Source organism: Ruegeria sp. CDSC081 (assembly GCF_059610485.1).
Genome location: NZ_JBXWNS010000002.1, coordinates 124,960 through 147,269, shown reverse-complemented (window position 1 = coordinate 147,269; position 22,310 = coordinate 124,960). Strand labels below are relative to the sequence as shown.

At 51.4% G+C, this 22,310-nt stretch carries 16 protein-coding genes; 13 read left to right on the top strand and 3 right to left on the bottom strand.

Annotated features, from left to right (window positions below; genetic code table 11):
* Positions 1–28 precede the first annotated feature (28 nt).
* The 8 genes from AC2FH9_RS03645 to AC2FH9_RS03610 all read left to right on the top strand — a co-directional run bounded on the left by AC2FH9_RS03645 (position 29) and on the right by AC2FH9_RS03610 (position 8,661).
* Entirely contained in the window at positions 29–667 is a 639-nt protein-coding gene (locus AC2FH9_RS03645) for a hypothetical protein (RefSeq protein WP_496870833.1), read from the top strand.
* Complete coding sequence (locus AC2FH9_RS03640; protein ID WP_496870831.1) at positions 664–993, top strand: helix-turn-helix transcriptional regulator; 330 nt, start codon at positions 664–666, stop codon at positions 991–993. Before AC2FH9_RS03645 ends, AC2FH9_RS03640 begins: the two co-directional genes overlap by 4 nt.
* Positions 974–2,113 carry a tyrosine-type recombinase/integrase gene (locus tag AC2FH9_RS03635; protein ID WP_496870829.1) on the top strand — a complete coding sequence of 380 codons (1,140 nt, stop codon included), beginning with the start codon at positions 974–976 and terminating at the stop codon, positions 2,111–2,113. The genes AC2FH9_RS03640 and AC2FH9_RS03635 overlap by 20 nt, the downstream gene beginning before the upstream one ends.
* Positions 2,110–2,928, top strand: coding sequence for a hypothetical protein (locus AC2FH9_RS03630; RefSeq protein WP_496870827.1), 819 nt, complete (start codon positions 2,110–2,112; stop codon positions 2,926–2,928). The genes AC2FH9_RS03635 and AC2FH9_RS03630 overlap by 4 nt, the downstream gene beginning before the upstream one ends.
* Entirely contained in the window at positions 2,928–6,170 is a 3,243-nt protein-coding gene (locus tag AC2FH9_RS03625) for a hypothetical protein (RefSeq protein ID WP_496870825.1), read from the top strand. Before AC2FH9_RS03630 ends, AC2FH9_RS03625 begins: the two co-directional genes overlap by 1 nt.
* 361 nt (positions 6,171–6,531) lie before the next feature.
* Complete coding sequence (locus AC2FH9_RS03620; RefSeq protein WP_496870823.1) at positions 6,532–6,924, top strand: hypothetical protein; 393 nt, start codon at positions 6,532–6,534, stop codon at positions 6,922–6,924.
* 168 nt (positions 6,925–7,092) lie between these two features.
* Complete coding sequence (locus AC2FH9_RS03615; protein ID WP_496870821.1) at positions 7,093–7,662, top strand: recombinase family protein; 570 nt, start codon at positions 7,093–7,095, stop codon at positions 7,660–7,662.
* A gap of 33 nt (positions 7,663–7,695) precedes the next feature.
* A complete protein-coding gene (locus tag AC2FH9_RS03610; RefSeq protein ID WP_496870819.1) occupies positions 7,696–8,661 on the top strand; it encodes a hypothetical protein in 966 nt (321 codons plus the stop codon).
* A 47-nt stretch (positions 8,662–8,708) separates the two neighbouring features.
* Here the strand turns inward: AC2FH9_RS03610 and AC2FH9_RS03605 are convergent, their stop codons facing one another.
* Both AC2FH9_RS03605 and AC2FH9_RS03600 read right to left on the bottom strand, forming a co-directional pair.
* The gene (locus AC2FH9_RS03605; protein ID WP_496870818.1) at positions 8,709–10,988 is read right to left on the bottom strand and encodes a GmrSD restriction endonuclease domain-containing protein; all 2,280 of its coding nucleotides are present in this window, start codon (positions 10,986–10,988) and stop codon (positions 8,709–8,711) included.
* Between the two features lie 25 nt (positions 10,989–11,013).
* The gene (locus AC2FH9_RS03600) at positions 11,014–13,071 is read right to left on the bottom strand and encodes a hypothetical protein (RefSeq protein WP_496870815.1); all 2,058 of its coding nucleotides are present in this window, start codon (positions 13,069–13,071) and stop codon (positions 11,014–11,016) included.
* 190 nt (positions 13,072–13,261) lie between these two features.
* Here AC2FH9_RS03600 and AC2FH9_RS03595 point away from each other — a divergent pair, with 190 nt between their 5' ends.
* The 5 genes from AC2FH9_RS03595 (at position 13,262) to AC2FH9_RS03575 (ending at position 19,379) form a co-directional block, all read left to right on the top strand.
* On the top strand, positions 13,262–13,567 hold the full coding sequence (locus AC2FH9_RS03595) for a helix-turn-helix domain-containing protein (RefSeq protein WP_496870813.1): 306 nt from the start codon (positions 13,262–13,264) through the stop codon (positions 13,565–13,567).
* Positions 13,567–14,880: a type II toxin-antitoxin system HipA family toxin gene (locus AC2FH9_RS03590; RefSeq protein ID WP_496870811.1), complete on the top strand. Its 1,314-nt coding sequence runs from the start codon at positions 13,567–13,569 to the stop codon at positions 14,878–14,880. Before AC2FH9_RS03595 ends, AC2FH9_RS03590 begins: the two co-directional genes overlap by 1 nt.
* Positions 14,881–14,943: 63 nt before the next feature.
* Entirely contained in the window at positions 14,944–17,844 is a 2,901-nt protein-coding gene (locus AC2FH9_RS03585) for a UvrD-helicase domain-containing protein (RefSeq protein WP_496870809.1), read from the top strand.
* A gap of 131 nt (positions 17,845–17,975) precedes the next feature.
* The gene (locus AC2FH9_RS03580; RefSeq protein ID WP_496870808.1) at positions 17,976–18,791 is read left to right on the top strand and encodes a hypothetical protein; all 816 of its coding nucleotides are present in this window, start codon (positions 17,976–17,978) and stop codon (positions 18,789–18,791) included.
* Positions 18,792–19,241: 450 nt separating this feature from the next.
* Positions 19,242–19,379 (top strand): hypothetical protein, encoded by a 138-nt coding sequence (locus AC2FH9_RS03575; protein WP_496692253.1) that lies wholly within the window; start codon positions 19,242–19,244, stop codon positions 19,377–19,379.
* Between the two features lie 1,348 nt (positions 19,380–20,727).
* Here AC2FH9_RS03575 and AC2FH9_RS03570 read toward each other — a convergent pair.
* Positions 20,728–22,272: a ShlB/FhaC/HecB family hemolysin secretion/activation protein gene (locus tag AC2FH9_RS03570; protein ID WP_496870806.1), complete on the bottom strand. Its 1,545-nt coding sequence runs from the start codon at positions 22,270–22,272 to the stop codon at positions 20,728–20,730.
* Positions 22,273–22,310: the final 38 nt, after the last annotated feature.

Genomic DNA, 22,310 nt, shown 5'->3' with positions numbered 1-22,310 from the left:
CGATTTTTGCGTTCTCCGAAAGTATTGGGTGAGTTTCAAGGGATTTATCCCCCGATGTCTGGTTTTGCTCACCCCCTTATACCTCAAGACGTTCAGACAACAAAGGAGAACGTCATTGGATACAGATACTTGCAACACAATTGAAATCACGGAGGTTATCCGAGCAGCCATCGCCAAAGATGCAATTCTATCGCCGCAGATGGCAAAGGTTGATGCGATGATCGTCGCATCAGCAGACAAAGAGATCGACACCACAGATGATGAAACCGCCAAGAAGCTGCAATGCGGCGGGCGTATTTTACTGGTTCAGCTTTGGCCGCAATCAAGTCGGCTCAGCTTGGTCGCTGTGCGGCTACTCAGCCACCACAACCTTGTGATGCCTTGGTCCGCGACCAAAGCCGAATACGCCATTGATTGGGCGTCCGAGCTTTCGTTGAGTGGGGCGGAGCCTTTGTTTGCACACATCGTTTTGCCTGACGATGACGCACCTGTCTTCTTCAACCACACGGTCATTGGGCACACGGGACGCAAAATCGACTATTTTGACCTCAATGTTCAGGACCTCAGGGAACGATTTCCTCGTGCGATGGAACGCATTTCTGACCGAATGATGTTCCTCGTCAACATTCTTCCCACGCCAGCTTTGCGTCAGGAGGGATTGGTATGAAAATGGCAAATCCAAGTGACAACACCACCTCGGAAATGGTCCTTACGAAAGCTGCAACAAGCCTCGTTGCCGCCGCCGAAGCCCTTGAGAAATTGGGGAACATTCGTGAGCGGGCGCACAAGGCACCCACACCGAAGCGTGGCCTGACACGGGTTGAAGCGGCCAGCTACATCGGCATCAGCCCCACAACGTTGGATCGGTTGGTGGCCCAAGGGAAAATCCCCAAGCCACTCAAAGCATTCTCGCGTCGCATCTGGGACCTCAACGCACTTGATGCTGCGTTCGAGACACTGGCTGCGACCCCTGATGACAACCCATGGAATTGAGGAGACCGAGATGACCATTCGTTTGCCTTATGTCACCCAAGACCGTGATCGTCGCGGCAATGTTCGACTGTATTATCGTCATGGCGGGAAAAAATTCCGCCTGCGTGGTCCAATTGGCTCAGCCGAGTTCATTGCCGATTATCAGATGGCCATGTCTGGACACGATCCCAAAGAACGTGGGAAGCCTGTTCTTAGCACGGTGAAAACTGGGTCGATCCGCGATTTGATCGGGAAATACTATCAGTCTTCAGCCTACCAAGCTTTGGCACCCCGCACTCGCCGTGTTCGTCAGCAAATCCTCGATCGGTTTTGTCAGAATGAAGACGATGGGGACAAGCCTTTTGCCTTGCTTGAGCCGCGTCACATCATGCACCGCCGCGATGCCATGGCAGACCGACCAGAAGCCGCCAATGGGATGGTGAAGGCCCTGCGCCAAGTTTACAATTATGCGGTCGAATATGGCTATCATGATGTGAACCCGATCAAGGAAGTATCGTTGCTTCCTGGGTCAGTCGAGGGCTTCAAGGCGTGGGCTGCGGAGGACGTGAAGGCGTTCGAAGATTACCACCCGATTGGCAGCATGGCCCGCCTTACCATGGCATTGGCGCTCTACACGGGTCAACGGCGCGGTGATCTTGTGCGCCTCGGTCCTGCCCATATCAAATCCCATCATGGGCGCGAGGGGCTTGAGTTTATTCAGCATAAGAACCGCAATCGTCCTGGCAAGAGGGTTTCCCTCTGGGTTCCGATCATTCCTGAATTACGCAGCATCATTGATGCGTCACCAACGGGGCAGGACACGTTCATCCTGACCGAGTTTGGTCGTCCGTTTACTGGCGATGGGTTTGGCAACCGCTTTCGCAAGTGGTGCAGAGATGCAGGGCTTGAAGGTTTGTCGGTTCATGGTCTGCGTAAAACGGCATCTGCTGTGTTGGCCGAGAATGGCTGCACCGAGCAGGAGATCATGGCGATCACTGGTCACAGAACCTCCAAAGAAGTGACCCGCTACACTCAAAGCGCCGAACAAAAGACCCGCGCTGCCAGCGCACTCAACAAAGTATCCAAAGCGTCAAAGGGCGAAGGAGACATCAACACCGATCAGAAGGAGACCACACTATGAAATTGTATCACTTTACATCCATCAGCTATATGAAAGCGATTATGTCCGAAGGGCTGACAAAGGGTGAAATGCCTGTGACTGTCTCCCGATCTGTTAACGCGGTCAATTTGACAACGGATAAAACGGGCGTTGGTCACGGCTTATGTAAGGCGAAGTTTGCGACACCAGACTTTTTGAAAGGCCGCAAAATACGACTCGGACCACGCGATCAGGTGCCGATGTTTCCCAATAAGTATAAAGTCCGAATTACGATTGATCTCGACCGCAGCCGTGTAACCAAGTGGATGCGTTGGGCTAAGTCGAATATTGCTTCATACGCAATGAAAGAACTGATTGCGTCGGGCGGTGGCATGGCAAAGGCGCGGACTTGGTATTTTGCCAATGGGCCGATTTGCCCCACGGAATTTGAAAGTGTTGAAGTCCGTCAGGATGGCGGATGGGTTGATATCCTCGACTATGAAGGGCCTTGGGAAGAAACGATCAGCGATAAAATTCTGATGGATGGATACGCACATTGGGGCCGCCGTTTGTTGACAGGTCTGCCCAAGGAATTGGGTGCGCGTTTGGAAGAACTGATCGAACATCAGGACTACATCGATCAAGTCAAAGCCGATGCTGCGGAAGAAGCGACATGGCCAGAGGCGGCTCGTCGTCCTGACCCAAATACACGTGTAATGCTGATGGATAAGTTGTCGTCACGCTCTGACAAACAGCGCCTTGGTCGTTTGGATCACCCCCACTGTCCGCCATGTCTGCCACCTGCGGTAAATACTGAGGTTGGATGCACTGATGTGTCAAACGTGGAAGCAGGTTGATGACACCCAAACAACAAGAACATCAGATTGCATTGTTGGATCAATTCTATGCCCCGAAGCTTTCAAAGAAGGCTTTGGCGCAGTTGAAGAAAGCGGTCACGACCCCCCGCAATGCGTTTTGGTCAAAACTGATTGCACCCAACTTGATCATGGATGCGGACGGTCGTTCACTTCTTGCTCCTGTTAACCCAGATCAGTCCCCCATCGCAGACCAGCTATCAGGGGTCACGGTGGACCCAACTGAGTTGCTGCTACGGCCCAGTTACATCTGCGTCTCCGACAACATCCATATCGAACGGCGCAGTCAGTCGCCAACACTGATGATGTTGGAAGACTTCAAAGATGATCTGACTGGATTGTATCAACCACCTCGGCGACAGACTTATTTCACCAACGCGATGCGCTTTTGGAACGCGGATGAGGATGATTTCCAGATGCCATCTGAACGATGTGTCTTCGGTGCAACCACCGTCTTAACTATCGAATTTGACCCACCGAAAGACTGGGATGAGTCCAAGCGTGTGATGGTTCTTGAAGAACAGTTCGACTGGTTGCGGCGTTCTGGAAATGAAAGGCACAGTCAAAAGATTCAGGAGATCATCAGGTGGGCAAAACGGTTCGCGGATTTCAGGGGGCTGTGCGTCGTCTACTCTGGTGACAAAAGCCTTCACTTCCATTTTGCCTTCGATACCTCGACCTTCTGTGCATCACATCCAGGACTTCGTGATCATTTTCGCCCTACATATGCGGTGGCCCATGACAGGTTGGTTCAGGCATTCGGAGAACTTCTGCCATTGGGCGAATTGGAACCTGATAAGGGAATGCGTCAACCTGAGCAATTTAGACGACTGCCCAACGGCATGAGGCTTGTCAAAGACGGGCGTAGTCATCTGTTCGGGGTCCCCGACGGTCGTCAAATCAATCAGTCAGTGTTGTATGAAGAGGTTTTGTTGCAGGCCCCAAGAGGGGCGAACACGTTCATGTTCGATGAAATAAATGTCAGCCAAGCACAAGATGTTAGGGAGGCAGAGAGGCGATCAAAACAATCACGCAGTGGATTCATTTCTTCTTGGGTGAATGAAGACGAACAGGCGTTTTGTTTGGATCGCGCTGACCAGCAATTCCGAAAGATTGTTGGGTCTGATGGATATCCCTGCGTCAGTCACTTCGAGACATCGGGACACGGCGTTGTGTTGAAAATGTTTGGCGACGCAAATGACAAGAACCCTGGTGGAGTAGTCTTTGCGGACATGAGCGTCCCGATCTTTGGTGGTGGGAGGAAGCTCACACAGATTCCGAATATCGGTTTGCCACTGAAGTTTCATGTCCAAAGATGGCGGCGAGAATGGCGTAAGCTCAATCCCGATGTTGCCAGTGATGACACCGATGATGTGATTGCTGTTCCTATTTTGAGTGCGGATTTGAGTGTGTCGGATGTTCTGACAGCGCGGAATGAATTTGAACGCGAACTGCGACGTGCAACCGCTGACAATGCTGTGGTCATGGTCAAGGGGCCTGCTGGGTTTGGTAAGACGACTGCGATGATGCAGGTGCTTCCAGACCTTGTGACGCAGACCAAGAATACCCTTATTAAAGCACGGGAGAGTGCGTCCAGCTATGAGATTGATCTGATCAAAGCGGCTGTGTCTGCTGTGGCAACGTCAGGATATGAACAGGCGGAGGACAAATGCGCCCAGTTCAATCGGATGCACCGACCCAATACCGCTATCGGTCTTGTGTTCAAGTCTTTTGACCGACTTTACGGTGCTGCGCTGGAAGCCATCTTTGGCGAAGACTGGCAGGGCCATAAGATCGTCGCCGATATCGCTGCGAAGGGCAGTTACAGTTCGGTCCTTGGCACGATCCAAGTCCAGCAGCCGAAGGTGTGGCAGCAGATGGTGCATCTACATCAGGAGATGTTGGAACCGTTACGAACCGCCCCTGCGGGATGTGTCGTCGTGTTGTTTATGGTCCATGACGTATTGCATCAGTGGACCGAGGGTGGCCTTTCACGGTTCTTGTCGCATCCCAACTTTTTCCACACTGATCTTGATCAACTATGGAAGTTGGAAGAAGCGACAAAGCTGATCGTGGCCGTGCAAGACGAAATCGCACTCAAGCATCTGATCCGTCTGCATGACCGAAGCGAAGTTGAGTGGTGCGAAGCGTTGTTCGCAGACCGAGCGTCTGTTTGGGACGACAAGCACATCCACCTCGGAGATGCGTATGATCATTGGGAAGACTATTGCAATCGAACGGTTGGCAAAGTGGCCTTTGATGAGGCACTTGCGATCCGACGCAATGGTTTCTCGTCTGAAAACTGCGTCGGCGTTGGTGCGTTGGAAGCATACGGCCAATCCCACGATGGCCAAACTTGGGAGATGTATGCACCCACCCATCGAATGAACTTTGCGTATCAGAAAAGGGCTTGGTGGCGGGGACTTGCACACCACACTGCAATGTTAACGACCGAGGCGTTGCCTGTTGAGGTGTTCCAGATTTCGGAACACGATCAGCCGCGCACGGTTGTTCTCGACTTATCAGATGGCATCCATCCCAATGGTGTCGTCGAATTGCATGTTGTCGGTAATCTATCAGCAAAAGGGAATAGTCAGGTCGCGACCCAAGTCCGAGAACACGAAGCCGATCTGGACCTTTTCGTCATCGCCAATAAATGTGCCGATCTTGACCGATCTACTCCACATGTGTCCGCCAAGGGGGTGAACCATCTGGCCGAAGAGAACATCCTTCAACTGATCAATTCGATTAGCCCGACAGAGTATGCGGAGTTGCAGGCGATCAACATGATCTTCAACATCAGGTCGGCCATTCGATTGCATCATGTGGATCAATTCAATCAAACTGTGGGTCGCAACCTTGGGTATCGCTACACTGGCAAACGTCACATCGTTTACGTGCCATCGGCGTTGTGGACGCATATGACGAACGGGCCGTGGCATGATTTTGCATTCCAGATAGAGCAGATTGAGGACGCCCCACGTCGTCGGGACAAACGTAAGAGTCAGGTTCGACAGAGTATCCGTGTTCACGAACGCGATCATGAAGATGACCAGATGCACAACGTCGACGTTTGCTTCGATAGGCTGATTGATCAACAGGCCGATGCTGCGGGCATTCTTGATGATGTCAATGTTGAGGGCCGAGATGTGTTCCCCTCTGATGCATTGATCGATGGGGCCTATGATCAAACGTGGCCGTGGCGTCGTCAGGAGGTTGGTTGATCTAATTTGGTGTCATACACCGCGCCATGTCTTTATGGACGGTAACACTCAGAAACGATGGTGGCTGCGCCACCACCCGTTTCAATCGCATCACCAAACATTTGGGCCGACGCCCCAAACGGTCTATTCAGATCAAAACACTTCTCGACACCCTGCGGGTGCCGAACAAGCTGATGACTGCCTTTGGAAAATTCCTGCCAGTTTGTGTGGCCCTACTAAGTATATTTAAGAGCAATCACATGATCTGGCAGTTTTGACGTGACACCCACCACCCCCGCATAAAATGCCTTCCTGTTTGGAAACGTGATCAGGGCAGCAATGTCTGACGATAAATATCCATGTCAATGAATGGAGAAGACCGATGAAGATATATGCCCCGTATCAATACCCTGACCCAGAACTATTCGAAGTGTTGTCGTTGGATCAAGGCAACCGTATTGCCGTTACAGCGCGATACCACCGTGTTGAAGATGGTCGAGACCTTCTCGCACACGTGCCAGTCTATTTAGATGCACCACTCAAGAATGCCCCCGATGGTGCCTTGTTGATAGATATCTGGTCAGATGACAATGATCGTGACTGGTTGGCCTCAACAGTTTTTGTGATGAATGAAGATGTGGCCGAACTTGCTCAGTCCCGTGTGTTTGGGCGTTGGCAAGGCGTCGGCTTGTTATCGTTGATGATCGTTGTTGCGCAGGAACTGACGGGTTGGACACAAAAGATCATTGGGCTGGAGCGTGTTGAGGTCTGGTGATGTGGAAACGGCGGATGCGTGGTGGAGCCTTACAACCTGGTGTGTCCGAAGTGAGTATAATCTGACACTACGCCCAATATTGAGCCAAAAATGTCCTTTTAGACTTATCGAATCACTTATCGGACGGTAGGTGTTAATCGGATAGTCAAATCGGACGGGAGGACGCTTTTGGGAGAGCTTATAGGATACGGACGAGTCAGTTCACGATCACAGTCACTGGACATCCAGATCAGTGCCTTGACCAATGCTGGTGTCGCGAAGGAACATCTCTATCTTGAAAAAGCATCGGGACGGAAACGCGAAGGCCGCGCCGCATTGGAAGACCTGCTGGCACGTGGCATCCGTAAAGGGGATACCGTCGTCTGTACTCGTCTGGATAGGTTAGCACGTTCAACTCGTGACCTCTTACAGATCGCCGAGACCTTGGACCAGAAGGGCGTGGGGTTGAAGGTTCTGGAGCAGCCCATCGATACGACGACACCCACGGGAAAATTATTTTTTACGATGTTGGGTGCGTTTGGCGAGTTCGAGGCCAGTATTCGTGCGGAACGCCAGCGCGAAGGGATCGATGCTGCGTTGGCAAAGGGTGATGACAGTCCATTCAAAGGCCGACCGCCAAGCATTGACCCGAACGATATTCGCCGATTGCATGACGAAGGTTTGTCTCCAACTAAAATTGGCGAGTCTCTAGGCATTGCACGGTCATCAGTTTATCGATTGATGAGCGCGGCGTCATAGACGTTGACCTTATTCGTCTGGGATCAATAGTAAATGTCTGAGATTTTTGACAATGCCATAACATCTATCAGATTGGGGATTGAAGATTTCAAGACCGATGATGATGATCGAATGATGAGCGCGGCCCGCAACTATTACGCAGGACTGCTGTTACTTGCCAAGGAATGCCTCGTATCCACCGCTCCCGCTGCTGAAGCCATGACTATCGTGGGTGCGCGTTTCAAGCCGATCCCGAACAGTTCTGGTGGAGTCGATCATGTCGTAGACGGATACACGACTGTTGACCTTGGCACACTCAAGAAACGGTTCAAGGACTTTAATCTGCCTTGGCCCAAAGTTGATATTAGCAAGTTGCAGCAATACAGAAATAACCTTGAACATTACCATTTGGCGGAACCAGTGGCAGCCCTACGTGAGGCCATCGCGTCGTCGTTCCCGATGATTGTGGATTTCTTCAAAATACTAGACGAGGATCCCCAGCACCATCTGCCCACCGTATGGGACGTGATGGTCGCCGAACGCGCAATATTCGAGAAGTTGCAACTTGAATGTGCCGAGACTTGGACACCAGTAGTGTGGCCAGCAGAAGTTTCGGCATTGGATCGAATGTCGTGTCCAAACTGCCAGTCTTCTTTGATCGCACAGGATAACCCCACAAACACTCATCATTCGGATGTTGAGGGGCGGTGTGTTCAATGCAACGAAGATATCGATCATGGAGCAGTAATGACCATGATCGTGCAGACCAGCTACGAAGTTGACGCATACATCGCTGCAAAGGAAGGGCAAGAGTCACCGATTGGCGATTGCCCTGAATGCGGTGAGGGTGCTTATCTGGACACCTTCATCGATGAAGACACCAATGGTATTTGCTTCGCTTGTGGTGTGACCGTCGATAATACCTGTCGTCGATGCCATGAACATATCCCCATTGAAGAATATGACGGAGAGCTATGCGGAAGTTGCACGTATGCTTTTGACAAGATGATGGCTGAATAGCGAGTATCAGTTGTTTGGATCGGCCATGTCGAGCCGCCGCGCAATCGTCAGAAATGTTCTTTGGTGTATTTGACCATCTCTGCACCTGTCAGAATGCGGGTCGTATTTCCAACGCGGATGTAGAATGTTTCTTTGCCCTTGATCGTGTCGGCATAAACGGGTGACGACGATTTGCTGACATCGACCAAACAAACCACGCAGTCTTCGACCGTTTCGAAGCGGATGTTGACACCTTTGGCGACAACGGCTTGGCCGATGGCGTTCATGAAGAGGGTAGACAACCAGTTCTGGTATCCATCCAAGTCTTGTTTCTTGAAATCGAGATCGGGTTGAATGCCCAACAGATCACCATCGTCAGATATCCCGACGCCGAGTGTGCCACCTTCAGAGTTCATAAACGCGGCCACTGTTTTGATGACACTTTCGTTAATAACCTTCTCTGGCACGTCCGACGACAACGGCACACGTGCGGTGGACTTAAACTCTATGCGTAGGGTTTCCATATCGGCCAGCAATTCGGCAACAGACGGGGCTGCCTTTGCGCCCGTGTGTGGCACTACATCGCCAGTCAAAACCTTGAACCCATCACGGATAACGTCAGCGATCAGCTTTCGTCTCTGAGCGATGAAGTCGAGGTAATCGAGGTTGTGCCACTTATCTGGAAGGGCATGCCAGTAAGAAGCATTGGCCTTCTCTTGGTCAGTCAACTCGTCGAACAGGTCTGGGAAGTAATCGTTGGGAGCATTGTCCGATATGGCAATGTTGTCCGCCCATTCAACAAAGGCGTAGTTGGCAATCTGATTCAGGCGGTAGGTGCCGCTGAAGCCGACGCTGCGCAGGTATGCCTTTGGAAAAAGATGGTGCCGTTCCACAGGCGATTTTGTCCCCGATACGGCTGGGTCGAGCAGGTCACTGATCCTAACAGTCGAAAACAGCGCGGTCGCTCCAAGGAGGTTCAACGCGGCGTGGTAACCGAAGAGATATGGACTGTAAGCACTTGAGCTATCCAGTTGTTCGGGCAACGTCACACGCCAGTAGTCGTCGGTCAGTTGGTTCGAAATCACTGTGTCCAGTAATTGCACGAAGGCATCGGGTGTTTGTTCTACCTGCTGAAAGCGTCGTAGGTCCGCTTCCAAGACCGTTTCTGGACTACCCGTGTATCGCCCTGTGAGCGCACTCATGAAGAACCATCGGCTCATCACATTGCGTAGCGTCCGTCGTTCAACACCAAACTCATGCTTGCCGACCAGATAGATGAGGTAGCCGTAGAGGAAGTTGTTTGCTGATGTGAGCATCGACTTCGACCTAAACCCAGCGGCTTTGATACAGGTGATATATTCATGCCAGTCGGTAAGGTTAAGGACCTTCGCCTGCGCATTTTGTAGGTCGGTGAAACGGGCTTCTCGCAGGTCTTCTTTTACCTTCTTCTCAACAGGATCGCGTCCACGAAGCACTTGATATGCGTTCTGCAACACACCACGCTTCAGGCCCAAGCCGACCGCTACCCGTAGCATCTGATCTGGTGCAGGGGCGTGGAAGACGTTGTAGGCTGATGCGCCATGATCCGCTGACGGTATTTTTGCCTGACGGGAGAAGTCTTCAAGTTGATGGCGACCTTCGACCCAGTAAACGGACATCAGCGTGAGGATGAAGTCAGCGGAGTTGAGTGGGATTCCACCAGCGTTGATCCGTTGAAAAATCTCGGCAACAGTATCAACATCAAGTTCAGCAGAAAGAACGAGAACCGAGAACTGGTAATTGCGGATGTTCTCAAGTTGCTGGATGTTATCTGCAATCATCGAACGTTGCGCTTCATCTAGGTCTTGGGTCGCAGCAAGCTGATTTATGAAATCGTTGATGAAACTGAACGTTCCCTTTCCCGAAGCCCAGATATCGGAGATGTTCGATATGAACTCAGGGTTGTTGTCTGATGAAGCGTTCGCGACCGAGAACTCCTCGGTCAGCGGGTTGAAGGCAATCTTGATCAACTGATCTTCGTTGGCCTCGTTGAGGATCGGCTTGCCTTTCATCACAGCATAGAGGCTGGTCAGGCGTTGTTGCCCATCAACGATCATCTTCTGGTTTGCACGACTTTCAGTGCCGCTGCCAATCGAATGACTATCGACCTGTTTTTGCGTGTTCCAGAACAGAAAGTATCCAGCGGGGAAGCCTTTGTAGAGTGAATCGAACAGGTCACGGATGCGGGACCGTTTCCATACGAACGGGCGTTGAAGGTCTGGAAGGCCCAAAGTGCCCATATCGATTTCTTGGATCAGGTGATGGATTGGCGGCGTTTCACTGGAAAATCGTTGGGTCGTTTGGGACATGGATACAAATACCTAAAAAAATGAATTAACGGGAGGACGGAAGGCCCAGTTGGTGGAAGAAAGCCGAATTGCGTTCTGTTGCATGTGAAAGCAGCCCCTGAAAATCGATCACTTCCGTATATGCTTGGATTGATGGGTTTGGATTAAACCCAAAGTAGCTCAGTCCATCAGGTGTTTCGCGTAGACCTTTGTCTTCGCATAGGAGCCTCAAAGATTTGGTCAGATCGGCAATTACGTAAACATGTGCTGGGAGACTGTGTGCTTTCAGCACATGGCGATTAGTATTACTCAAGACGCCACCCTCTCTGATCCGCCTCAGGTAGCCGTAGGCTTGAGCAATAGGATCAGATTCTTCACCATCACGATGTCCACCCAACATCGGTCTTTTGATCTCAACGATTGTAATCGCGGCATGATTGCCACCGTCTGTATCTGAGAAGGCATGCGGGTTCTCATAAACGTTCAAACCCATCAAGTCAGGTTCTTTACCACCGCCTGCACCCGTGACTGGTATCGATGCTAAAGACTTGTCTGATCCAAGATAATGCTGGTGAAATGCAAGCCGTTCATCAAGCAACCAAAGATTGCTGCCCCGCAGACTTTCAAGGTCCTCGCTTGTCGTTCCTAACGGCATGATGAGTGAGTGTAGAACCTCTTCACGAGCATACTTTCCGTCTTCTTGTATTTTCATGGCATTGCGAAGCAGGTCAATGACAACTCGTCGATGTGCAACATAGGCGGCGAGGTCCGACTGTTTCACCTGATCCAGTTCGGTCATGTATTCGCTGACGCGTTCACTGTATTCCGCGTGATTGTCAGAAAGATCAGGCTTGAGCAGTTTTTCTCCCTTCTTAAGAAGCGCCTGTTCAACTTCATATTTTTTACCGTGGAGTAACTTGTCGAGGTGTGCGTCCGTCACCGCAGGATCGACCGATATCGACCCCTTTGGTAGGTTTTTGACGATGGGAAGATACTGAGGGGCAATCTGGCTAACGTAGGTGTCCAGCCTTTTACGCCCCTCAGATAGGTTTTCCTCCAATGCATCTCCAAGATATGCTTCAATTAATGGCCTTAGACCGTCCCTCAGGTCGGATCGAGACACTTCTGACGAAGCGAACAGCCCTGTGTTTTCCTCATCCATTTCGATATCTGTGCGTTCAGGATGGACCCGTTGGTCTAAGTATTCACCCACAACATATCCTGCGTATCGGAAAGGACCGTTCTGGTCTGAAATACTATTGCTAAGCCCTGCGATATCGAGAGGTTCTTCTTTCACAAGTCTCTGGGCTGCGCAGTAGGCGATGACATGTTTCCGCGATGCCTTTGCTCGTAGTTTGACATGGGTCACATTGAATTTCACGCCATTGATCTCAAGGTCGTCGTCCTTTGAGTCAGAGAGCATTTCAATTTCGAAAATTTTGTTTAGTTCCAGAGGGTTTTCAATGTCGTCGTCGTGCACGATAACTTTGGGCACTCCTGCTGATCGGACATAATACCACAACAGATGCTCTAACAACTTGGGTGCAATAGCCTCTGCGGTTTTCTCGACAGACTGGGCGTATTGCGTCTGGAAGTTCGATAAGATTACTTTTGAACCGATTTGCCCGATGGGAGTATCTTCTGGCAAGTCGATGAGTTCGTCTTCGTTCTCAGCAGTGAACTGAAACCAACGTCCTTTGGTCGTGCCAACATCATCATACCAACTCTCTATTCGAACTTTAGAGAACGCTTTCAGCCATGTCAGGCGACCCACTCCTCTACATCCACGCTTTGTCTTGCGGGTAAAATCTAATTCTTGGAAGGACCCCCAATTATCATCATTGAATCCAATACCATTGTCTAAGATTTCGAAGGAGGTAATCGGGCGTTCTGGGCGGCGTCCTGGGCTTAAATCCATTTGCTTCTGGCTGTCTTCGCGGCGGATGAAGATGTTGATTTCGCCACGATTACTTATGTCGACCCCAGTCTTGAAACGATCTTCGATTGCTTGGATCGAATTGACTACCGCCTCAAACAGAGGGAGAAGGCCATTTGCTTTGGACAAGACGACGTTCTTAACGCGACCGCGCAGGCTACTCTTCATCTAATTGCCCCTTTCGAAAATCTCTTGTGGGCCTTCGTGCTGTTGGTTTTGGTAGCAGTGGAAGCCATTCGATTTATTCTGACACGTTTATCGTTAGTGATAAACATCCATCCTTTCCATGATGATCTGTAGGTTTTTACCGCAGATGATAAAAAAGCATGACTCTTGACGGAAATTGTCGTAATTTATCATGTATGATAAGGATTATGCTATGAGCCTCAACCCAGAAACAACGCGATGGGCACAGAAAATTGGCGAACAGATCAGGCACCAACGTAGGGCGCAGAACCTAACGCTGGACGATCTGTCACGCCTATCAGGGGCGACAGTTCCTACTCTTTCGCACATCGAACGTGGAACGAGGGATGTGAAGCTCTCAACCCTCGTCGGATTAGCCAAGGCACTGCGGCTGCAACTTTCTGATCTAATTGCAATTCAAGGCCGTGAGGGAAACCCATCAAAGACTACCGAAGGTTATGATCTGGATGATGACTAATGACTATCGTTGAACAGGTGGCCACATACTACGAAGCTTTCAGTGTTGGACAAATTGATGTTCACAACGATGGCAAGCTGTCGTTCGTTTATAACAAACGATGGCTGGCCACCAAGAGCAGTTTCCCACTGTCCGTGACACTTCCGTTGACCGAGGAAATTTACCCAGATCATGTCATAACGCCATGGCTTGCGAACCTTCTTCCTGAAGAACAGCAGCTGCTGACCCTCTCAAGGGCATTGGGTCTGTCATCGACCGATGCACTCGCAATTCTCAAGGAGATTGGCGGAGACACCGCAGGTGCCATTTCAATCGGTGACCCCAGTGACAAGGCTGCTTGGTCGTATCGGCCCATCACTGACAACTATGACACAGAGGACCCACAGGACGCCCTGACAGCGCACTTCAAAGACCTTGGCCAGCGTCCGTTCCTCGCAGGGGAGGATGGTGTCAGGTTATCCCTTGCTGGGGGGCAAAAGAAGACCGCACTCGCAGTGTTGGATGCCGCAGGTGCGCCTAAGTTGGGGTTGCCAGAAAAGGGCGATCAACTTGCGATCCCGATGTCAGGTGCACCATCGACCATCATCATCAAACCCGACAACCCAAACCTTCCTGGCATCGTTGAGAACGAAGCCTACTGCCTGACATTGGCGAAACTTATTGGAATGGCGGTTGCAGATGTCAGCATCATGGACGTTGGAGATAGGGCCGCACTGACAATTGCACGGTATGATCGGACGACACGTAAAGACGGGTCACTACGACGCCTTCATCAAGAGGATTTCGCGCAGGCCAACGGTATCTTCCCAAGCCAGAAATATGAGCAGGGCACCGTGGCAGGTTTAGACCTCAATCGGCTTCTCATGACCGCGCAACATCTGCCTGCACAGGACGCGCTCACGCTGCAAGATCAGGTAATTTTTAACATCCTTGTCGCCAACACCGATGCACATGCAAAAAACTACTCGATGCTTCTCAGCGGCGGGCCGACGATGGCACCGCTCTATGACGTATCGACCGTGCTGCATTGGGATCATGTGAATCAATACCATGCCCAGAAGCTGGGAGGGCGCAAACGCCAGCCTGCTGACATGGCACGGCGGCACTGGGAACGGATCGCCGACGCCGCAGGGTTCAGCCCACGGGGCATTCGATTGCGGGTGCAGGAACTTGTCGATGCGATGGTAGCAAAGCGTGTGGAAGCTGTAGAGGCTGTCTGTGCGCACCAAGGTGCAGAGCGGGGCATGGTCGAACATGTGGCAGTGCTGGTCGAACAAAATGCACTGCGGATCGCTGGGCGTCTAAGGGAATAGGGATGACCCTGACCAAAATTCACGGCACGTTCGTAACCGAATGATAAGAAACGAGATTTGAGATTGAAGCGTATTGAACCCAAGCCATTGATAGGTTTTCTGTTGAACCCGTTTGGCACCCACGCCCGCAGCATTGATTACGAAAACGGTGTGGTGAGCATCCATGCGAGGCGTAAGCAAAACATCCAAGTCGCCGACCTTTCAGCACCTCCGTTGGTTACGAGAGGGTTTGTCGGAAGCACGTTGAAAATAACTGTTGATAAGGGCACTCAGGTCTTGCTTCGGGGTGCCAATCACAAAGACGCCCGATCATTCAGCGACCGCGTCAAGACGGGTTGGACTGCCCACAACATTGCGAAGTTCAATGCTGAACGTTTGGCCATTCACGAAGTTCTGCGCGTCATAACCGAGCTATTCCAGCCGACGCGATATCCGTCGGCATGTATTGTGTCACCCACCCTCGTACAGGCACGGGTTCTGGATAAGCAACTCCTTTCGAAACTTTCCGAGGAGGCGGTTGGCGAGGAGATTTTCAATCAAATTCGGACAATCCAAGGGTTTTTGCAAAACGCAGGTTCGATGCGCGACGACGCCATCAGGAAGTTTGAACATCAACAACTGCCCAAATGGCAAACGTTCTTTGATACCTTCGAAAGCAATCCTCTGACCCCCGAACAGCGCACATCGATCATCGCCGATGAAGACGCCACACTGGTTTTGGCAGGCGCAGGATCGGGTAAGACCAGCGTCATCACGGCTAAGGCTGGCTACCTGATCAAATCGGGCATCCGACAACCAGAAGAAATCCTATTGCTGGCATTCGCAAGAGAAGCCGCAAAGGAGATGTCAGAACGGATTGAGGAACGGTGTGGTGAGCCTCTCGAAGCCCGCACATTCCACTCATTGGCCTACGACATCATTGGGGTTGTCGAAGGTAGCAAACCTGCACTGGCGGCACACGCCACCGATGACAAAGCCTTTCTCGCACTCATCAAAGACATCCTGCGGGCGCTGGTTCACAGCGTGGCTGAGGTATCAAAGTCAATCATCGGTTGGTTTTCCTACGCCCGTCTTGAAGGCAAGAGTGAGTGGGATTTCAAGAAAAAGCATAACTATTACACCTATGTCGAAAAGCTGGACCTTCGGACGCTTCAGGGCGAACAGGTTAAGAGTTTCGAAGAGTTGATGATCGCAAACTGGCTGTTCGAAAACGGGGTCGAATATGAATATGAACCCGACTACGAACACAAAGTTTCAGAGGGTGGGTATCGTGACTATTGCCCTGACTTCCGCCTCAAGAAGAGCGGCATCTACATCGAACATTTTGGTGTGCGACGGACCAAAGCCGCAGATGGCACATACCACCTAACCACGGCCCCCTTTGTGGACCGCGAAGAATATCTGACGGGAATGGAATGGAAACGCGGCGTCCACTCCAAGCATGATACCCAACTGATTGAGACCTTCAGCTATGATCGGGAAGAGGGTCGTCTGTTGGAATCGTTGGCTGAACAGATCGCACCATTTGAGGAACTCAAACCCCGTTCCCGTGAGGCGCTGTTCGATATCGTGATCGAGATGAAGCAAGCTGACAGCTTTGTGCAACTCATCGGGACATTCCTACGCCATTACAAGGGTGGCGGATACCAGTTGGCCGAATGTGCTGACAAAGCAGGGAAGATGAAACTGGGCAAACGGGCCAATGCGTTCTTGTCCATCTTTGCACCGCTTTACGCCGAGTATCAGAAGCGTTTGGATGGCCGTATCGATTTCGAAGACATGATCCTGCGGGCATCCGATTATGTGGAACGTGGCACCTATAACAGTCCATTCAAGCACATATTGGTGGATGAGTTTCAGGACATATCCCGCAGCCGTGGGCGCTTGGTCAAGGCTTTGAAGGCACAGCACGATGATGCAAGGCTTTTCGCGGTCGGTGACGACTGGCAATCCATCTACCGCTTTGCGGGGTCAGACATCAATCTGATGCGCGGTTTCGGTCAGGAATTTGGTGGTGTTTTTGATGGGCGGTCTGATGTCCATCGTGTCGTCGATCTTGGCAGAACTTTTCGGTCGGTGGACCAGATTGCATATGCAGCCAAGAAGTTCGTTCTTCAGAACCCTGCACAGTTGAACAAGACGGTTATTCCCGCTGGCACGACTGAGGTCCCAGCATTGAGGGTGGTTTCAACGTTGCGTGATAATGCCGATGAGAAACTGAGGCTGGTGCTGCGGTCACTGCACGATATCGCAGCGACGGAGGGTAAAAGGTCATCGGTGCTTCTCCTTGGACGTAACAGGTATAACGAACCGTCCGATCTCCGACAGTTGCGACGCGGCTTCCCAAGCCTCGACATCGCGTTCAAGACAATCCACTCATCCAAAGGGCAAGAGGCGGATCATGTGATCCTTGTGAATCTCTATCGGGGTCGCACAGGGTTTCCGTCGGAAATCGTGGACGATCCACTCCTGAGCTTGGTATCACCTGAAGCCGAACCTTTCGAGAACGCCGAGGAACGCCGTGTAATGTATGTCGCACTCACCCGTGCGCGTCATTCAGTGACATTGATGAGCGCCGCGTCGAAGCAGTCGGAATTTGTAACGGAGTTGTTGGACGATCCTGAATACGGGGTCGTCGGCGATGTTGAGCAAGATCAAGCCAACCATACCTGCGGGGAATGTGGCGGTCACCTCGTTGCAGTTCCAACCAAGGATGGACGCACATGGTATAAATGCGAACACGCAGACCTGTGTGGGTTTTCACTGAATGCCTGTTCGGGGTGCGGCAACGGTATGCCCGTGGTGCAAGGCAAATCAGGGCTGAAGGCATGTGGGTGTGGTGCTGAGTATCCGAGTTGCCCAACATGCGATAATGGTTGGCTGGTCGAAAGGCGGGGGCGCTTTGGCAGGTTCTTAGGGTGTGTGAGTTACCCTCGTTGCAAGGGAAAGATGAAGGCACCCTGACGTGGTTGACCTCCCGCCAAGATTAGGTTTCTTTCTCCGTTAGTTTTTGGGGGAAAAGTAGACTTCTAAAGTTTCTATGCCAAATGCATACACAGAGACCAGTGGCGTAACCTGCCAGTTTAGGAAATATTTTGTTCAAGAGATTTTTAAGAAAAAATACGCCTTCTCCCTCAACGGGTGGTGACTTTGAGGAAGGTAAACGCCTGTTTGAATTAGGCGTAGCTGCTGCACATCGTGATAATTTCATCGAAGCCCAGCAGTTCTACACCCAATCTATCGAAGCATGTCCTAACCCTGTCCCCTATCTTAACAGGGGGCGCATACTGGTGAAACGATTGCGCCACTATGATGCGTTGAACGACTATCAGAATGCTTTGCGTTGTGATTTGGCACAAGGAAATGAGTTCGTTGACGAAATACAAAGTGAAATACAATCGGTTCAATTTTTCACTGAGCTTTATCGCGATGGCACACGTGAAAAATTAATCGCGGACTATGATACCCAAGACGATATAATGTACGTTGCACGTCGGATTTTCTGCACTTCGTTCAAGGTCAAAGCGGACGGATTTGTTCCTTATAACTCACCGCTGGTACAGTTCCATTTCTTTAACGAAATCGATAACATCGCCCGTTTCGATGACCTCTCTCTTTACCCAGAGGTCGCCGAGTTTCTGGAAGTCTATCCAGCCGCGTTTGTCCGTAAGATGGTTGATGAGCAAATAGACGATGAGGCTTATATGGTTGCTGAAGCTACCCTTCATCGCTTCCTCTGCGCATATGATGAAAAAAGGATGCGTTACCTAAGGCGGCACATGTTGTATGATATTCATCAACGTCTGTTAGACCGTGACCACGGAGCCTTGGGGCATGGAACTATGACTTCCGAACCAAACAGTCACCTCATTCGGGAGGCCGCTGAGTATTTGACGAATGGTGGTTCGTGAGGGTAATGCAGCATGCGTTTCGAATTGCGTGGAGTTGCTGTAAACAAAGCAGAGTAGGCTTGTATTCCAAGTGAGACTTGCGTGGGACAATCAACGACAAAATACTGCCATTTTCAGTGTCCCACTTTCCGTTAAGCCATTGATCTAAAGGGTTAGGTGGACCCCGCCCCCGGGCACCATTTAGCTAAGATAAATTATTCAATATCAAGGCTTTGATCTGATATCTGCTTTGTGTATCTACCATTGCATCCATCAGTGTGTTTTGCATTGCCCGAAGCTGTGTGCCGAGACAACCGCTTGGTGAAAAGTACGAATACAAAGAACTGATTTAGCAGCGCGGCGGCTTTCGGACAATTTGGCACGATTTCCCGGAAAAAATCAAAGTGACTTCTGAGCCCACAGCATGGCGCGACGCGGCTATTTGTAGAAATATTCCCAGCCGCGATCTTCATGCAAACCGAAGCGGGCATTGAGCAGGTGGCCACTGAGTCGACATTCGCCGCGATTGCAGCAACTGTCGTTGCTAACGGCGGCTTTACGCAGAAAGCTGACTTTGCAAAGTTACCGTTCAAAGTTTCGCTTGCCTAATTTGACCGGCCCAGATGGTCGGAGGCTTTTCGTGGAAGTGCGGCACTTTAGATTGTTGGCCTATTTGAAGTAATTTTGGGTACGGAGCATTGTTGGGCTACATCAGCCAACGTAAGCGCCAGGGATTAAAGGCAATACGAAATCCAATTATCCAGATGACAATTGACGAACTATTGGTCGATTAATCTCATTACCCGAGCAAAACCTACCCAGCGAGCTTCAGCGCTGCTTTCGTTTGACCGAGATAATGCATCCGGAATGCTTCGGGTGCCGTGCTGGTACATCACGAGCCATTGCGTCCACGTTCCCGAGGTGCCGCAATGCTCCGTTGTTCAGTAACACGCCCCGCCCAGCGTCATACCGGCGCTGTCCAAATCCGCTGGCAACGCATTCCCAGTTTTCCTTGGCCGCCGCGCTGCGGAACCTCGGCAGGTCGTGCGGGTCATGCCGTCCAGGTGTTGCTGCGACGTGATCGTGTTTCTTTGAATTACTTTGGTGGGTTAAATGGTGGGTCACTTGTGTTGTGCCAGGTTGCTGAACAGTACCGGTTGTCGGCCTCGGCTTTGGGCGCATGATTGTCACGACGCCTTGTGGCTTCGGATGTCCTGGGACGGCCACGTGAGTTGCCGTAGGTTTTGGTGTCAACTGTGGAACCTGGCCAGGAACCGCGGTGGGAACCTGATTGGGGGTTGCGGTTGGGACAAGCGGTGGCGTCGCTGTAGTGCCGCTGGGTTGCGGAACACGGCCTGGCACTGCGACTGGTATTTGGTTGGGTGTCGCTGTTGGCACAAGGGGCGGCACAGCCGTCGGGCCAGTAACTTGAGGCGGAACCTGGCCAGGGATAGCTATCGGAACTTGATTGGGAGTTGCAGTCGGAACTTGCGGCGGCACCGCGGTAGGACCGGTAGCCAATGAGGGAACCTGATTTGGAACAGCTGTCGGAACCCGGCTTGGTGTCGCGTTTGGTGTCAAAGGCGGAACTAGGGTCGGCGCTAGGACCGGTGTGGGAACCTGACCTGGAACCGCTATTGGTGTCGCAATAGGAACCTGACCGGGAATTGCGTTCGGGACCGCGCCCGGCGCAAGGACTGGAACAGTAACTGATGTGGGCGTTTGCTGCGTTCCTTTAGGCGGCAACTGATTTGCCACCGGCTGCGTTGGGCCTGTAATTTGATTGCCTGCCCCTTGCCCACCGGCCTGCCCACATCCTTGGCTCGACTGGTGCGGATTCCCTACGCCACGGCACCACCCGAAATGATTTCCCTGCGCGACGACCTGCGTAGCGGCCAGCTCTGCGACCAAACAAGCTGCGGTAAGTAAAACAATGCGGTTCCGTTTCATAACATCCTCACCAACTTGTTGTCAGAGCAAGATACGCGCCAGGATCGCCTGAGTCGGTCAAAGGGCCGTCTCTCAAAGGGACACCGACATATCCGGACAGGAATAGGTTTTGCTTAAACTCAATGTCCAAACCCAGACCTGTCGATGCCAGTGTAGCATTATCAACTTCAAAACTCGCTGGGTCATTGTTCGAGATGTAACCCACGTCGAAAAAGACAAAAGGCGTTAAGCGATGAATGCTTTGGGAACTTGGAAAGTAGGAGTGAGATACTTCGAAAATCGCGGAAATCCCGGAATCACCGTCTACTTCGTCGAACCGATACCCGCGCAATGCATAGCGATCACCAAGGAAGTACTCCTCGACCGAGGGCAACCGGTCGGTTGTGAACTGGCCCCAGATCTCGGTGCGCCAAGCTGTGTTGGGTGACAAGCTCGTAAGTGGGCTTTCGTATCCGATGCCGCCCCGCAGATGCCAGAACGAAGAGTCTCCGTCGTCAAAATTCGCGTCTGTCGTGTCATTGTCATTGTCACCAAAAGATAAGGTTAGCCCCGCTTCCAGAGCTTGTCCTTTTGGATAGTTTTGTCCGTAAAGATACGTAAGACCAACAACGCTCGCGTCACTGGACAATGGAACGCCGCCACTGACTGAGTCCGCTTTTGAAAGGCGATAATCCAGCAGAAAATATCCATAACGGGCCACATCGCGGATCACGGGATAACCCATCGCGACGGTGAAGTTCTCGCCGTCAATATCTGTTCTCGCAAAATCCCCCGAGAGGTCACGTTTTGCGTTAATGTTTCCGTAGAAAATCTCACCGTAGAGACCATTGCTGTTCAGCGGCGTGCGATAGGTAACAGCGCCCCACAAAGAGTGTTCGTCGTCTTTGTCCCAATTGTAATTGCCTGATCCCTCAAAGCGCAGTAAATCCCCGACGGTCAGCGTCGAATAAAACTCTTGTACGACATAGAAGCTGAGCGCTTCTCCAAACTCACGCGGAGGGTTGTCGAGTGTCGCACTCCCGGCTTGTTTGCGCAGAGGCTCTCCCAATACTCTCAGCCTGGCACCTGCCTGATCCGGATAATCAAGTTCGGTCGACAATTCCAAATCAGGTATGTCCTCGGCCAACATAACCGCCCGCTCAAATTGTTTGAGAGTTATTGGATATGCGGTGGTGAGGGGGCGAAAGATCTTTTCCAAGGTTTGGAACGTGCGCGTATCTACACCTTCAATTTCGATGGTTTGAATACGCCCTTCATCAACAACAATGCTCTGCCCATCGGGGCCAGGCCAGGCCTCAGCCAAAAAATAGCCGTCTTCTCGGTAGATCTGCGTGATCGTTGATGCGACCTCTACCGCTGTGATGCGCCCTGACCGATCAAAGGCCAACTGACCGGCAAAAGTTAACAGCTCATCTGAATCATACACAGTTACGCCGCTGACAGAGTGCTGTGATGCTATGTCCCAAGTTTGTGCAATGCTGTATTTTGGAACTGAAACAATGGCCACAAAAGTGCAAATGATCGCAATTACAACCGAGTTGGTTACGGGCATTTTCTACAACCTTAGCATGATTGAGCATGTTAAAACCC

Coding starts and splice junctions, on each gene's coding strand:
- AC2FH9_RS03590 (WP_496870811.1), top strand. CDS start 13,567: ATGACTATCGTTGAACAGGTGGCCACATACTACGAAGCTTTCAGTGTT.
- AC2FH9_RS03595 (WP_496870813.1), top strand. CDS start 13,262: ATGTATGATAAGGATTATGCTATGAGCCTCAACCCAGAAACAACGCGA.
- AC2FH9_RS03635 (WP_496870829.1), top strand. CDS start 974: ATGACAACCCATGGAATTGAGGAGACCGAGATGACCATTCGTTTGCCT.
- AC2FH9_RS03605 (WP_496870818.1), bottom strand. CDS start 10,988: ATGTCCCAAACGACCCAACGATTTTCCAGTGAAACGCCGCCAATCCAT.
- AC2FH9_RS03575 (WP_496692253.1), top strand. CDS start 19,242: ATGCAAACCGAAGCGGGCATTGAGCAGGTGGCCACTGAGTCGACATTC.
- AC2FH9_RS03640 (WP_496870831.1), top strand. CDS start 664: ATGAAAATGGCAAATCCAAGTGACAACACCACCTCGGAAATGGTCCTT.
- AC2FH9_RS03625 (WP_496870825.1), top strand. CDS start 2,928: ATGACACCCAAACAACAAGAACATCAGATTGCATTGTTGGATCAATTC.
- AC2FH9_RS03630 (WP_496870827.1), top strand. CDS start 2,110: ATGAAATTGTATCACTTTACATCCATCAGCTATATGAAAGCGATTATG.
- AC2FH9_RS03610 (WP_496870819.1), top strand. CDS start 7,696: ATGTCTGAGATTTTTGACAATGCCATAACATCTATCAGATTGGGGATT.
- AC2FH9_RS03600 (WP_496870815.1), bottom strand. CDS start 13,071: ATGAAGAGTAGCCTGCGCGGTCGCGTTAAGAACGTCGTCTTGTCCAAA.
- AC2FH9_RS03570 (WP_496870806.1), bottom strand. CDS start 22,272: ATGCCCGTAACCAACTCGGTTGTAATTGCGATCATTTGCACTTTTGTG.
- AC2FH9_RS03620 (WP_496870823.1), top strand. CDS start 6,532: ATGAAGATATATGCCCCGTATCAATACCCTGACCCAGAACTATTCGAA.